The 12,620-nt window shown below is 62.0% G+C and carries 10 protein-coding genes and 1 pseudogene; 7 read left to right on the top strand and 4 right to left on the bottom strand.

The genetic code is table 11. From position 1 onward, the window contains the following. Positions 1-64: 64 nt before the first annotated feature. The 5 genes from norR to HDC30_RS15680 all read left to right on the top strand — a co-directional run bounded on the left by norR (position 65) and on the right by HDC30_RS15680 (position 4,625). Positions 65-1,621 carry a nitric oxide reductase transcriptional regulator NorR gene (gene norR, locus HDC30_RS15700; protein ID WP_183783908.1) on the top strand — a complete coding sequence of 519 codons (1,557 nt, stop codon included), beginning with the start codon at positions 65-67 and terminating at the stop codon, positions 1,619-1,621. A gap of 307 nt (positions 1,622-1,928) precedes the next feature. Further along, entirely contained in the window at positions 1,929-2,831 is a 903-nt protein-coding gene (locus HDC30_RS15695) for a chemotaxis protein CheV (protein WP_027612166.1), read from the top strand. A gap of 27 nt (positions 2,832-2,858) precedes the next feature. Next, positions 2,859-3,317 carry a GNAT family N-acetyltransferase gene (locus HDC30_RS15690; RefSeq protein WP_183783906.1) on the top strand — a complete coding sequence of 153 codons (459 nt, stop codon included), beginning with the start codon at positions 2,859-2,861 and terminating at the stop codon, positions 3,315-3,317. A 148-nt stretch (positions 3,318-3,465) separates the two neighbouring features. Further along, on the top strand, positions 3,466-3,789 hold the full coding sequence (locus tag HDC30_RS15685; RefSeq protein WP_007968394.1) for a hypothetical protein: 324 nt from the start codon (positions 3,466-3,468) through the stop codon (positions 3,787-3,789). A gap of 86 nt (positions 3,790-3,875) precedes the next feature. Continuing rightward, positions 3,876-4,625: a YkgJ family cysteine cluster protein gene (locus HDC30_RS15680; RefSeq protein WP_183783904.1), complete on the top strand. Its 750-nt coding sequence runs from the start codon at positions 3,876-3,878 to the stop codon at positions 4,623-4,625. A gap of 114 nt (positions 4,626-4,739) precedes the next feature. On the opposite strand, the gene HDC30_RS15675 is transcribed toward HDC30_RS15680, so the two are convergent. The 4 genes and pseudogenes from HDC30_RS15675 to HDC30_RS15665 all read right to left on the bottom strand — a co-directional run bounded on the left by HDC30_RS15675 (position 4,740) and on the right by HDC30_RS15665 (position 7,391). After that, on the bottom strand, positions 4,740-5,840 hold the full coding sequence (locus tag HDC30_RS15675) for a methyl-accepting chemotaxis protein (RefSeq protein ID WP_409347915.1): 1,101 nt from the start codon (positions 5,838-5,840) through the stop codon (positions 4,740-4,742). A 204-nt stretch (positions 5,841-6,044) separates the two neighbouring features. Beyond that, positions 6,045-6,326 (bottom strand): annotated as a pseudogene (locus HDC30_RS29570) (PAS domain-containing protein); the annotation flags it as partial. A 149-nt stretch (positions 6,327-6,475) separates the two neighbouring features. Next, positions 6,476-6,715, bottom strand: coding sequence for a hypothetical protein (locus HDC30_RS15670; RefSeq protein ID WP_064589103.1), 240 nt, complete (start codon positions 6,713-6,715; stop codon positions 6,476-6,478). Positions 6,716-7,028: 313 nt separating this feature from the next. Further along, complete coding sequence (locus HDC30_RS15665) at positions 7,029-7,391, bottom strand: DUF6124 family protein (protein ID WP_183783900.1); 363 nt, start codon at positions 7,389-7,391, stop codon at positions 7,029-7,031. A gap of 970 nt (positions 7,392-8,361) precedes the next feature. On the opposite strand from HDC30_RS15665, the gene HDC30_RS15660 reads away from it, so the two are divergent. Together HDC30_RS15660 and HDC30_RS15655 are read left to right on the top strand one after the other, a co-directional pair. Continuing rightward, a complete protein-coding gene (locus HDC30_RS15660; RefSeq protein WP_183783897.1) occupies positions 8,362-9,519 on the top strand; it encodes an efflux RND transporter periplasmic adaptor subunit in 1,158 nt (385 codons plus the stop codon). Beyond that, positions 9,516-12,617: a multidrug efflux RND transporter permease subunit gene (locus tag HDC30_RS15655; RefSeq protein WP_183783895.1), complete on the top strand. Its 3,102-nt coding sequence runs from the start codon at positions 9,516-9,518 to the stop codon at positions 12,615-12,617. Before HDC30_RS15660 ends, HDC30_RS15655 begins: the two co-directional genes overlap by 4 nt. Positions 12,618-12,620: the final 3 nt, after the last annotated feature.

Below are 12,620 nucleotides of genomic sequence, written 5' to 3'. Positions count from 1 at the left end.
TCATTTAGACTCAAAGCGCTTTATAGTCATCGCGACTACATCGAGTCTCTTTGACTACAAGACCATGACCGCCAAATCTCTGCTCACCGCTCTACTGCCACTGGTCTCCGACCTGTCCCGCGAACTGCCCGAAGGCGAGCGCTATCGGCGCCTGCTCGAAGCCATGCGCGCCCTGCTGCCGTGCGATGCCGCCGCGTTGCTGCGCCTGGACGGCGAATGGCTGGTGCCGCTGGCGGTGGATGGTTTGAGCACCGACACCCTCGGCCGGCGCTTCAAGGTCAGCGAACATCCCCGTTTCGAGATCCTGCTGGACGGCGCCGGGCCAACGCGGTTCGCCGCCGACAGCGACTTGCCCGATCCTTACGACGGCTTGGTCGATGGTCTGGGCGAACATCTCGAAGTGCATGACTGCCTCGGTTGCCCACTGTTCGTCGATGAAAAACTCTGGGGCCTGATCACCCTTGATGCGCTCGATCCGGAGCGTTTCGAGCCGATCGAACTCGACGCCTTGCAAGCGTTCGCCAGTCTCGCCTCGGCCACGGTCAACGCCGCCGAACGTATCGAACGCCTGGCGCTGCGTGCCGAAGACGAACACCAACGCGCCGAGGTCTACCGCCAGGCCAGCGGTCAGCAGCAGCGTGAAATGATCGGCCAGAGCAAGGCGCACAAACGGCTGGTGGAGGAAATCAATCTGGTCGGCGGCAGCGACCTGACCGTGCTGATCACCGGCGAAACCGGGGTCGGCAAGGAGCTGGTGGCGCAAGCGATCCACGCCGCCTCGCCGCGCGCCGACAAACCGATCATCAGCCTCAACTGCGCCGCTCTGCCCGATACGTTGGTAGAAAGCGAACTGTTCGGCCACGTGCGCGGCGCCTTTACCGGCGCCACCAGCGACCGCCGCGGCAAGTTCGAACTGGCCAATGGCGGCACGCTGTTTCTCGATGAAGTCGGCGAACTGTCGCTGACCGTACAGGCCAAGTTGCTGCGCGTGCTGCAAAGCGGCCAGTTGCAGCGGCTCGGCTCGGACAAGGAACATCAGGTCGATGTGCGCCTGATCGCCGCGACCAACCGCGATCTGGCCGAAGAAGTGCGCAGCGGCCGCTACCGCGCCGACTTCTATCACCGCTTGAGCGTGTACCCGCTGCGCGTCCCGGCGCTGCGCGATCGCGGCCGCGATGTGTTGCTGCTCAGCGGCTTCTTTCTGGAACAGAACCGCTCGCGCATGGGCCTCAACAGCCTGCGTTTGAGTAGCGATGCCCAGGACGCGTTGCTCGCCTACACTTGGCCGGGCAACGTGCGCGAGCTGGAACATTTGATCGGCCGCAGCGCACTGAAGGCGCTGGGCAATTGCAAGGTAAGGCCGAAGATCCTCAGTTTGAGCGCGGCGGATCTGGATCTGCCGCGGGAGGTTGTGGATAACTCAATTGAGCCGGCTGCCGAGGTGCCCGCGATGCCGTTGATCAACGGCGATCTGCGCAGCGCCACCGAGCAATATCAGCGGCAGTTGATCAGTGCTGCGCTTGAGCGTCATCAGGATAACTGGGCGAGTGCGGCGCGGGAGTTGGGGCTGGATAGGGCGAATCTTGGGCGGATGGCCAAGCGGTTGGGGATGAAGAGCTAAAAGCACACCCTCACCCTAGCCCTCTCCCGGAGGGAGAGGGGACTGATTGGGGGATATTCAAGAATTCCGCCGACGTGAAAGATCTGTACTGAATCCATAATCGACTCGGTCATTCAGGTCGATGTACAGCGCCAGACACCTCGTTCGGCCCCCTCTCCCTTCGGGAGAGGGCTGGGGTGAGGGGCTTTGGATCTGCCGCCAGCCGATAACCGACCTAAAGCCCACCCCGTTAACGCCGATAACCCGGCATCAATAGTTTCTGGCGATTTGCACCCTCGCCCATCACCTTTTTCCACAGAAGGTTTTTATGTCTTCCAACAAAGCCCGCGCAGATTCACTTTCGCTTCTGCTGTTTACCTTGCGCAGCGGCAAGCTGATGGCGATCAACCTGCTGAAAGTCAGTGAAATCATCCCCTGCCCGCCGCTGACCAAAATGCCCGAGTCGCATCCGCACATCAAAGGCATCGCCACCCTGCGCGGCGCGTCGCTGTCGGTGATCGACCTCAGCCGCGCCATCGGCGAGCGACCACTGGAAGACCCGAACGGCGGCTGCCTGATCGTCACCGACGTCAGCCGTTCGAAGCAGGGCCTGCATGTGCAGGCGGTGAGCAAGATCGTCCATTGCCTGACCACCGACATCAAGCCGCCGCCGTTCGGCTCCGGCGGCTCGCGCGCCTACATCACCGGCGTGACCTCGGTGGACGGCACGCTGGTGCAGGTGCTGGACATCGAGAAAGTCATCCACAGCATCGCTCCGGCGCAGATCGAGATGGCCCCGACCGACCTGAGCATGGAAGACGCCGAGGTACTGGGCAACGCACGGATTCTGGTGGTCGACGACAGCCAGGTGGCGTTGCAGCAATCGGTGCACACCCTGCGCAACCTCGGCCTGCAATGCCACACCGCGCGCAGTGCCAAGGAAGCCATCGACTGCCTGCTGGATCTGCAAGGCACCGCGCAACAGATCAACCTGATCGTCTCCGACATCGAAATGTCCGAGATGGACGGCTACGCCTTCACCCGCACCCTGCGCGAGACGCCGGACTTCGCCCACCTCTACGTGCTGCTGCACACCTCGCTCGACAGCGCGATGAACAGCGAGAAAGCGCGTCTGGCCGGGGCCAACGCGGTGCTGACCAAGTTCTCCTCGCCGGAACTGACCCAGCGCCTGATCGAAGCGGCCAAACACGTCGCCGCCAACGGTCACTGAGTCTTGGGCCAGACGTACTGCTTTTTGATGCGGCGCGACCTTCGCCAAGGCGTGCCGCCGATCCACTGGCCGGAAGGCATTGAGCTGAGCACCTATCGTCCGGAACTGGCGGCGGCGGTGCATCAGCTGATGCAACTCGGCTACCGCGAAGGCGGTGGTCGCGTGCCGGCACTGGAGGAATGGCAGCTGCGCTTCGAGAGCGATCCCGAATACGACCCGGCGCTGTGTTTCATTGCCAGCGATGCCGAAGGCGTGATCGGCGTGGCGCAGTGCTGGACCAGTTCGTACATCAAGAATCTGGTGGTGCACCCACGTGCTCAGGGCCGAGGTTTGGGTCGGGCATTGCTGCTGAATGCATTCAAGGTGTTTCAGCAAAGGCGCGAAGGATTTGTCGATCTGAAGGTGCTGGAAGACAATCTGCGGGCGCAGCGTTTGTATGAGAGTGCCGGGATGATGGTGGTTCGCCGGGAACTTGTGCCGGACTGATCGACCGTCTTCGCGAGCAAGCCCGCTCCCACAGGGGGAACGCATTCCAAATTGTGGGAGCGGGCTTGCTCGCGAAGAGGCCGGCCCAGGCAACTTCCCTTCCCGGGCAGACTCCAACCTTGGCCACCCACGACCAAGGACGCCCACGATGAAAACCCTCTCCCTGAGCCTGCTCTGCCTCACCGCCCTGGCCTCACAGGCCCACGCCTCCAGCCCCGACGCCTGGGCCGCTTACGATAAAACCGTGCTCGCCAGCTGCACCAAGGCCAGCGGCCTGAAAGACGCCAAACCCGTCGGCACACCCGCGCAATTCGATGACCGCGTCGGCTACACCGCCGTGCTGTTGCAAGGCCAATACCCGCAAAAACACATGAAAGGCCAGCAAGGCACTGAGCTGTGCCTGTACAGCAAAAAGTCGAAAACCGCGTTCGTCACCGAATGGGACTCGATCCGCCCGACCGCCAAGCCCTGAGGGCTGGCGCACAACTTGCTTCGATCAGCCTCAGCCTGGCGACTTTACGTCGCCGTATCACACTCTGATTGAAGATTGATCGTGCAATGAATACGACATTTTCCTGCGTCGGTTGCGGCAAATGCTGCACCGACCACCATGTGCCCCTGACCCTCGCCGAAGCCCGCATGTGGGCGGCGGATGGCGGCCAGGTGATCGTGCTGGTGGAGGCCTTTCTCGGCAACGGCCTGGGCCTGCCGGCGCAGCAGCGTGAACACGCCGAACGGCGTTCGCTGGTGGTACGCAGCGGCACGACCGAGGCCCACGTGGCCATCACCTTCGCCGCCTACAACGTCGGTCGCTGCCGGAATCTTGACGAAGAAAACCTGTGCCGTATCTACGAGCGCCGACCGTTGGTGTGCAGGATTTATCCGGCAGAAATCAATCCGTACATTCCGCTCAACCCGGCGGCCAAGGATTGCCCGCCGGAGTCGTGGCAACAGGGGCCGCTGCTGATTGTCGGCGGGGAGCTGGTCGATCAGGAACTGCTGGAGCTGATCCAGCGTTCGCGTCAGGCCGATCGCGATGACATCCGCATCAAGGATGCAATCTGCGCGGCGCTGGGGATTCGCACCACGGCGCTCAAGGGCGATGGGTTTACCGCGTATTTGCCGCAGATGGACGCTTTTGCGGCCGTGATCGATCAGGTTTCAGCACAGCCGCTGAGTGAAGCGTCCAGCGAATGGCTGTTTCATTTGTCCGGGGACGACGTTGCCGGGCAATTGGTGGCGGCCGGGGCGCAGGTGGTGACGGAGCCGGCGCAGACGTATGCGTTTATTTCGCTGCGGGCGGCTTGATCCGGAATTTTTGTCGGGGCGAATGGCCCCTTCGCGAGCAGGCTCGCTCCCACAATGGATCGCATTTCAAATGTGGGAGCGAGCCTGCTCGCGAAGAGGCCGGCCCAGGCAACCTCAATCCCTAACCCGCCGCCCCCAGAACTCCCGCGCCAGCAACCGCAAATCCCCCGCCAGCCCCGCCACGTCCTCAGAGTTACGCTGACTCTGCCGCCCCTCATCCACCGTCAATTCCGACGCCGTGCGAATGCTGACGATATTGCGGTTGATGTCTTCGCTCACCGCGCTCTGCTGCTCCACCGCCGCGGCAATCTGCAGGCTCATCTCGGTGATCTGCTCGACCCGCTCACTGATCCCGTCCAGCGCCCGCGCCGCGCGCTGTGCCTGTTCGACGCTGTTATCCACATGCTCGCTGCTCTGCTGCATTACCAGCACTGCATCGCGCGCACCGTTTTGCAGGCTGCTGATCATCCGCTGGATCTCGTTGGTCGACTGCTGCGTGCGTTGCGCCAACCCGCGCACCTCATCGGCCACCACTGCAAAACCGCGCCCGGCATCGCCAGCACGCGCTGCTTCGATCGCCGCGTTGAGCGCCAGCAGATTGGTCTGCTCGGCAATGCTGCGGATCACCTCCATCACCCCGGAAATCTCGCTGCTGTGACCTTCGAGCTGATGAATCACCTCGGTCGCCCGCCGCAACTCCTCGGCCAGACGCAACACCGCACTGCGACTCTCGCCGACCAGCCAATGCCCCTCGCGCGTTTCCGTCCCGGCCATGTCCGCCGCTACCGACGCCTGCTGCGCATGGCTGGCAACCTGCGCGACACTGGCGGCCATCTGATGAATCGCCGCCGCCACCTGATCGGTTTCCGCTTGCTGCGCCAACGAACTGCTGTGGCTGCTTTGCAAATGATCAACCAGTTGCGCCGCATGCCCGGCCAACTGCTGCGATGCATCACCGATGCGCCCGACCACCGCGCCGACCTGGGCTTCGAGCATCTGCAGGGCGAATTCAATCTGGCCGATTTCATCGCGGCGCCCGGTGTAAATGCTCTGACTCAACGGATTGTCCGCGACCTGCCGCGCCCGTTCACTCAGCCGCTCCAGCGGCCGCAGGATCCAGCGCACGCCCAACGCGCAGAGACTGCTGCCGACAACAAATGCCAGCCCATCGATCCATGCCGACTCCGGACGCAACCAGGCCTCGATCCCCAACACCAGCCCCAGCAACGCACTGGCCAACACCGTGATCCTGCCACGCAGACCTAAAGTGGGCAGCGGCCGCCGTCCCTTCAACTCTCCACGCAACTGCGCGTACACCCGCTCCGCCGCCGCCACCTGCCGTGCATCCGGCCGGGTGCGTACCGACTGATACTCCACCGCCACGCCGCTCTGCGTAACCGGCGTGACGTACGCGCTGACCCAATAATGATCGCCATTCTTGCAACGATTCTTCACCAGCCCCATCCACGAGCGCCCGCCCTTCAGCGTCTGCCACATATGCGCAAACGCCTGCGCCGGCATGTCCGGATGGCGCAACAGGTTGTGTGGCGTGCCGAGCAATTCGTCGCGGCTGTAGCCGCTGATCCTAATGAAATCGTCGTTGGCGTAAGTGATCGCGCTGGTCAGATCAGTGGTCGAAAGAATGTTCGCGTCCGGCGCCACATCGACGTTACGGCCGGTTACCGGGAGATTGATCTTCATGGAAAGCGCGCTCGTTTTATGGGAAGAGTCGGCAGGGCTGCTGACTCTAAGCGCACCAATTGGTCAAATATTGATCTGGCTCAGGATCTGAGCACTTAGCCATCACTGCGACCGAAAATCGCAGTTGATGGCTGAAGGCGGGATGAAACTCAGCGCTTGCCCATCGAGCGACGGGTACCCGGCGGCGCCATGCCCGGGGTCTTGGTGTGGCCGTTCTTGGCGCCGTTCTTGTACCACGGCTGATTCGAACCCTTGGCAGCAGCCAGCTCCCCCGGTTTGAACGGGAACTTGAAAGCCGGGATCTCGGGTTTGCTCTCGCTGGCGTCAGCCAGTTCAGCCGGGACATCGCTCACAGCGTCGTCAACCGGCGGTTGGGTCGGGGAAGTCATAAAAGCTCCGCAAAGCAAAAAAGTCGGGCCCGAACAGTGAGCCGCGAAGGCGCGCAGTATACCTGCGCGCCTTGCGACAGCACCTGAAGATTTGCAGCGCACGCCGAACGGTTTAGAGGTAGGTGATGGTGCAATGTTTGCCAAATTGGGAATGATCGATCCCTTTTGGGGACCGGCTGACACCAATAGCCGGCAGAGATGCGTCGCCCGCACAGACGTCTTCGCGAGCAGGCTCGCTCCCACAGGTGGACTGTGTTTCAATCTGTGGGAGCGAGCCTGCTCGCGATGAACGATGACGCGGTGCTCGGACGGATCAAGTGCGTGGATCAACCCGATCCAGCGCCCGGTTCACCGCCAGTTCGGCGAGCATGACGATCTGCTGGATCGCCAACGCCGTGCTGCGTTGCGGGCCGCCGAGTTCATTGGCGAAGTTACTGGCCATGGCACTGGCAGAGGCCAACGATTCGTAAGCGTGGGCGAGCAGGGTTTCGGTGTCGATGCCTGGGTTGACCAGAAACATGGTGCTTGGCTGTCGCGACTGGACGGGTTGCGGACTGAGGTAGAAATCGAGCGCGCGTTTTATGGCTTCGCGGTTTTTGGCGAGGTCTTCAGCGCGGATGGCTTCGGCGAGCGGGGTTGTGGTTTCGGGGGGAGGGTCTGGGATCAGTTTATCCATGGTGTAGCTCCTACTTGTATTTGGGAGCCAGCCTTTGTCGTTTCCACACGACAAAAGGTGGCAACTGTGCGCGGGGTGGAAAACCGATAAGTAGGCAACCGGCCAGACCGAAGTCTGCCCACGCACAGCCGCCGCGACGCAGTTTGCAGACGAAAAAAGACGTCGGCAACGATTACGGTGCTGGTGCATTGTTTTTACTTGAATCGGGTTTCCACACCCGATCGCTGAATTTGCAGCGACAACCAAAGACTAGAGACCGCGCTTCCGACGGACAACCTGAAAACCTTGTGGGAAGGTTCTGGTTATTTGGCACAGAATTAAACAGCTCAACGTAATCGGCTGACTGGACAGACCTCTTCGCGAGCAAGCCCGCTCCCACCGTTGAACCGAGTACACCTACCGGAGATTGGTCGGCTGTCAGGCCGCCATCGCTGGCAAGCCAGCTCCCACAAAAGAGCAAAGCAAAAGCGAGATCAAAAGATCGCAGCCTCCGGCAGCTCCTACAGGGAAGATAAGTACAACCCGCACGCGGCGCATGCCGCCCCACTCCAGGATGAGCGCAAGCTCGGCTGTCGCTCTTGATCTTGATCCACGGGCGACGTCGGAAGGCTGAGCGGAGGGATTGATCCGGGGGTGGGAGCGCAGCGACCGTTTGGCGCAGCCAAACACAGCGAGAGGAGGTGCAGCGAAGCAAACCGTAGGCGCTGCCCCCGGATCAATCCCGCAGCGAAGGGACCCCGAGCCCCAGCGAGCGGGCCGAACGCAGGAGCAAGCCTTTTTGGTTACTTTTTCGGCGTCTGGAAAAAGTGACCCGCCGTAAGGGCGGAACCGTAATCAGCCACACCCGCGGAAACGGATATACACCCCGGCGAAACTGACAGCGCTGACAGCTAGCCGTCACCCTCCTGACCCCCAAACAAGTTTATAAATACCCAACCTGCCCAAACTCCAGCCCTTGGCGCCCCATTTCATGCGAATCAAGAAAAACCAAGCCCTGCTAGCCCTAGTGATCGCCCTGGCCGCCGCAGGCGCATGGTGGGCAATGAAACCCGCCCCGACCAAACTGGCCACCCCAACCGCCATCCCGGTCCGCGTCGTCACCGTCAGCGAAAAAGACGTCCCCCGCTACACCACCGGCATCGGCTCCGTACTCTCATTACACAGCGTCGTAGTACGCCCACAAATAGACGGCATCCTCACCAAAATCCTCGTCAAGGAAGGCCAACTCGTCAAAGCAGGCGACCTGCTCGCCACCATCGACGACCGCTCGATCCGCGCCAGCCTCGACCAGGCCCGCGCACAACTGGGCGAAAGCCAGGCGCAACTGCAAGTCGCCCTGGTCAACCTCAAACGCTACAAACTGCTCAGCGTCGACGACGGCGTCTCCAAACAGACCTACGACCAGCAACAAGCACTGGTCAACCAGTTGAAGGCCACCGCCCAAGGCAACCAGGCCGCAATCGACGCGGCGCAAGTACAACTTTCCTACACGCAGATCCGCTCCCCGGTCACCGGCCGCGTCGGTATTCGCACCGTCGACGAAGGCAACTTCCTGCGCATGACCGACACCGCCGGCCTGTTCACCGTGACCCAGATCGACCCGATCGCCGTGGAATTCTCCCTGCCGCAACAAATGCTGCCGACCCTTCAAGGCCTGATCAACGATCCGCAGCACGCACAGGTCAAGGCCTACATCGGCGCTGATACCGACGGCGAAACCGGCAACCTGCTCGGCGAAGGTCACCTGACCCTGATCGACAACCAGATCAACGCCAACACCGGCACCATCCGCGCCAAGGCCGAATTCGACAATGCCAGCCAAAAGCTCTGGCCGGGCCTGCTGGTGACGGTAAAAATTCAGACGGCACTGGATAAGAATGCGCTGGTGGTGCCGCCCACTGTCGTACAGCGCGGTCTCGATCAACACTTCGTTTACCGGGTGAGTGGCGACAAAGTCGAAGCCGTACAAGTGCAGATGGTCTATCAGGGTAGTGGCCAGGACATCATCAAAGGCGTGAAGGCCGGTGACGTGCTGGTAACCGACGGCCAGTCGCGGCTCAAACCCGGCTCGACCGTGCAGGTCATGAGCGAGCCGCCACAGGTGGTGCAAGCGGAGCCGAAACCATGAAGGCGCACAAAGGCGTCTCCACCTGGTGCATCGATCACCCGGTCGCGACGATTCTGTTGACCATCGCATTGGTGCTGGTCGGCGTGATTGCCTTCCCACGCCTGCCGATCGCCCCACTGCCGGAAGCGGAATTTCCGACAATTCAGGTCTCGGCGCAGTTGCCCGGCGCCAGCCCCGACACCATGGCCTCGTCCGTGGCCACGCCGCTGGAGGTGCAATTCAGCGCCATCCCCGGCATGACCCAGATGACTTCCAGCAGTGCGCTCGGCTCCAGCCTGCTGACCCTGCAATTTACCCTCGACAAGAGCATCGACACCGCCGCCCAGGAAGTCCAGGCGGCGATCAACACCGCTGCCGGCAAACTGCCCAAGGACATGCCGACCCTGCCGACCTGGAAGAAGGTCAACCCGGCCGACAGCCCGGTGCTGATCCTCAGCGTCAGCTCGACGCAAATGCCCGGCACCGAACTCAGCGACCTGGTGGAAACCCTGCTCTCGCGTCAGATCAGTCAGATCGACGGTGTAGGCCAGATCAACATCACCGGTCAGCAACGTCCGGCGATTCGCGTGCAAGCCTCGGCCGACAAACTGGCGGCGATCGGCCTGACCCTGGCCGATATTCGTCTGGCGATCCAGCAGACCAGCCTCAACCTCGCCAAAGGTGCGTTATACGGCGAATCGAGCATCTCGACGCTGTCGACCAACGACCAGTTGTTCCATCCCGAGGACTACAGCCAACTCATCGTTTCCTACAAGGACGGCGCCCCGGTTCACCTGCGCGATGTCGCCAAAGTCGTCAACGGTTCGGAAGATGCCTACGTGCAGGCCTGGGCCGGTGATCGACCGGGGGTGAACCTGGTGATTTCGCGGCAACCTGGCGCCAACATTGTCGAAACCGTCGACCGCATTCAAGCCGCCCTGCCCGGCCTTGAAGCCATGCTCCCGGCCTCGGTGCAGGTGAAAACCCTGATCGACCGCACCCAGACCATCCGCGCCTCGCTGCATGAAGTCGAGATCACCCTGTTGATCGCGATCCTGTTGGTGGTGGCGGTGATGGCGCTGTTCCTGCGCCAGTTGTCGGCAACCCTGATTGTTTCAGCGGTGCTCGGCGTATCGCTGATCGCCAGTTTCGCTTTGATGTACCTTCTCGGGTTCAGTCTGAACAACCTGACGCTGGTAGCGATTGTCGTGGCCGTGGGGTTTGTGGTCGACGATGCGATTGTCGTGGTGGAGAACATTCACCGACACCTTGAGGCCGGCGACGATATGCGCGAGGCGGCGGGCAAAGGTGCCGGCGAGATCGGCTTCACCGTGGTTTCGATCAGTTTCTCGCTGGTGGCGGCGTTCATTCCTCTGCTGTTCATGGGCGGTGTGGTCGGGCGGCTGTTCAAGGAATTCGCCCTGACCGCGACCTCGACCATTCTGATTTCGGTGGTGGTGTCGCTGACCCTCGCGCCGACGCTGGCAGCGCTGTTCATGCGCAAACCGGTGCACCACGCCCACGACAAACCGGGCTTCAGTGAACGCTTGCTCGGCTGGTACGAAAAAGGTCTGCGCCGCGCCCTCGCCCACCAGAAACTGATGATCGGCGTGTTCGGCCTGTCGCTGGCACTGGCGATTGCCGGTTACATCTTTATCCCCAAGGGTTTCTTCCCGGTGCAGGACACCGGGTTTGTCCTCGGCACCACCGAAGCCGCTGCGGATATTTCCTACGGCGACATGGTGAAAAAACACTTGGCCATGGCCGAAATCGTCGCCGCCGATCCGGCCGTTCAGGCGTTCTCGCACTCGGTCGGTGTGTCCGGCAGCAACCAGACCATCGCCAACGGCCGCTTCTGGATTGCCCTGAAAAAACGCGGCGACCGCGACGTCTCGGCCAGCCAGTTCATCGACCGCATTCGTCCGCAACTGATGAAAGTCCCGGGCATCGTCCTGTATCTGCGCGCCGGCCAGGACATCAACCTCAGCTCCGGCCCGAGTCGCGCGCAGTATCAATACGTGCTCAAGAGCAACGACGGCGCGACCCTCGCCACCTGGACCCAGCGCCTGACCGAAAAACTGCGCAGCAACCCGGCGTTCCGCGACATTTCCAACGATCTGCAACTGGGCGGCAGCATCACCCACATCAGCATCGACCGCAGCGCCGCCGCGCGTTTCGGCCTGACCGCCAGCGATGTCGACGAAGCGCTGTACGACGCCTTCGGGCAGCGCCAGATCAACGAGTTCCAGACCCAGGTCAACCAGTACAACGTGATTCTGGAACTGGACACCAAGCAACGCGGCAAAGCCGAAAGCCTCAACTATTTCTATCTGCGCTCGCCGCTGAGTGGCGAGATGGTGCCGCTGTCGGCGCTGGCCAAATTCGATGCGCCGACCATCGGCCCGCTGTCGATTGCCCATGACGGCATGTTCCCGGCCGCCAACCTGTCGTTCAACCTGGCGCCCGGCGTGGCGTTGGGCGACGCGGTGATCCTGCTCAATCAGGCCAAGGCCGAGATCGGCATGCCGACCGCGATCAGCGGCAATTTCCAGGGCGCGGCGCAGGCGTTCCAGAGTTCGCTGGCCAGTCAGCCGTGGCTGATTCTCGCGGCGCTGGTGGCGGTGTACATCATTCTCGGCGTGCTCTATGAGAGCTTCGTACATCCGCTGACAATCATCTCGACGCTGCCGGCGGCCGGTCTCGGGGCGGTGATCATGCTGTGGATCTGCGGTCAGGACTTTTCGATCATGGCGTTGATCGGGCTGGTGCTGCTGATCGGTATCGTCAAAAAGAACGGCATTCTGATGATCGACTTCGCACTGGAAGCCCAGCGCAATCGCGGACTGGCGCCGCAGGATGCGATTTTCGAAGCGTGCCTGACGCGGTTCCGGCCGATCATCATGACCACCCTCGCCGCCCTGCTCGGTGCGTTGCCGCTGATGCTCGGTTACGGCACCGGCGCGGAACTGCGCCAGCCGCTGGGGATCGCGGTGGTGGGCGGCTTGCTGGTCAGCCAGATGCTGACGCTGTTTACCACGCCGGTCATATACTTGTGGCTTGAGCGGCTTTTCCACAGGCCCAAACCAATGCCCACGACGGCACTGGCGACCACAGACTGAGGC

The organism is Pseudomonas sp. JAI115, from assembly GCF_014200835.1.
Classification (GTDB): domain Bacteria; phylum Pseudomonadota; class Gammaproteobacteria; order Pseudomonadales; family Pseudomonadaceae; genus Aquipseudomonas; species Aquipseudomonas putida_A.
This window is presented reverse-complemented; position numbering and strand designations above follow the sequence as displayed.

Coding starts and splice junctions, on each gene's coding strand:
- HDC30_RS15670 (WP_064589103.1), bottom strand. CDS start 6,715: ATGACTTCCCCGACCCAACCGCCGGTTGACGACGCTGTGAGCGATGTC.
- HDC30_RS15660 (WP_183783897.1), top strand. CDS start 8,362: ATGCGAATCAAGAAAAACCAAGCCCTGCTAGCCCTAGTGATCGCCCTG.
- norR (WP_183783908.1), top strand. CDS start 65: ATGACCGCCAAATCTCTGCTCACCGCTCTACTGCCACTGGTCTCCGAC.
- HDC30_RS15695 (WP_027612166.1), top strand. CDS start 1,929: ATGTCTTCCAACAAAGCCCGCGCAGATTCACTTTCGCTTCTGCTGTTT.
- HDC30_RS15680 (WP_183783904.1), top strand. CDS start 3,876: ATGAATACGACATTTTCCTGCGTCGGTTGCGGCAAATGCTGCACCGAC.
- HDC30_RS15655 (WP_183783895.1), top strand. CDS start 9,516: ATGAAGGCGCACAAAGGCGTCTCCACCTGGTGCATCGATCACCCGGTC.
- HDC30_RS15690 (WP_183783906.1), top strand. CDS start 2,859: ATGCGGCGCGACCTTCGCCAAGGCGTGCCGCCGATCCACTGGCCGGAA.
- HDC30_RS15665 (WP_183783900.1), bottom strand. CDS start 7,391: ATGGATAAACTGATCCCAGACCCTCCCCCCGAAACCACAACCCCGCTC.
- HDC30_RS15685 (WP_007968394.1), top strand. CDS start 3,466: ATGAAAACCCTCTCCCTGAGCCTGCTCTGCCTCACCGCCCTGGCCTCA.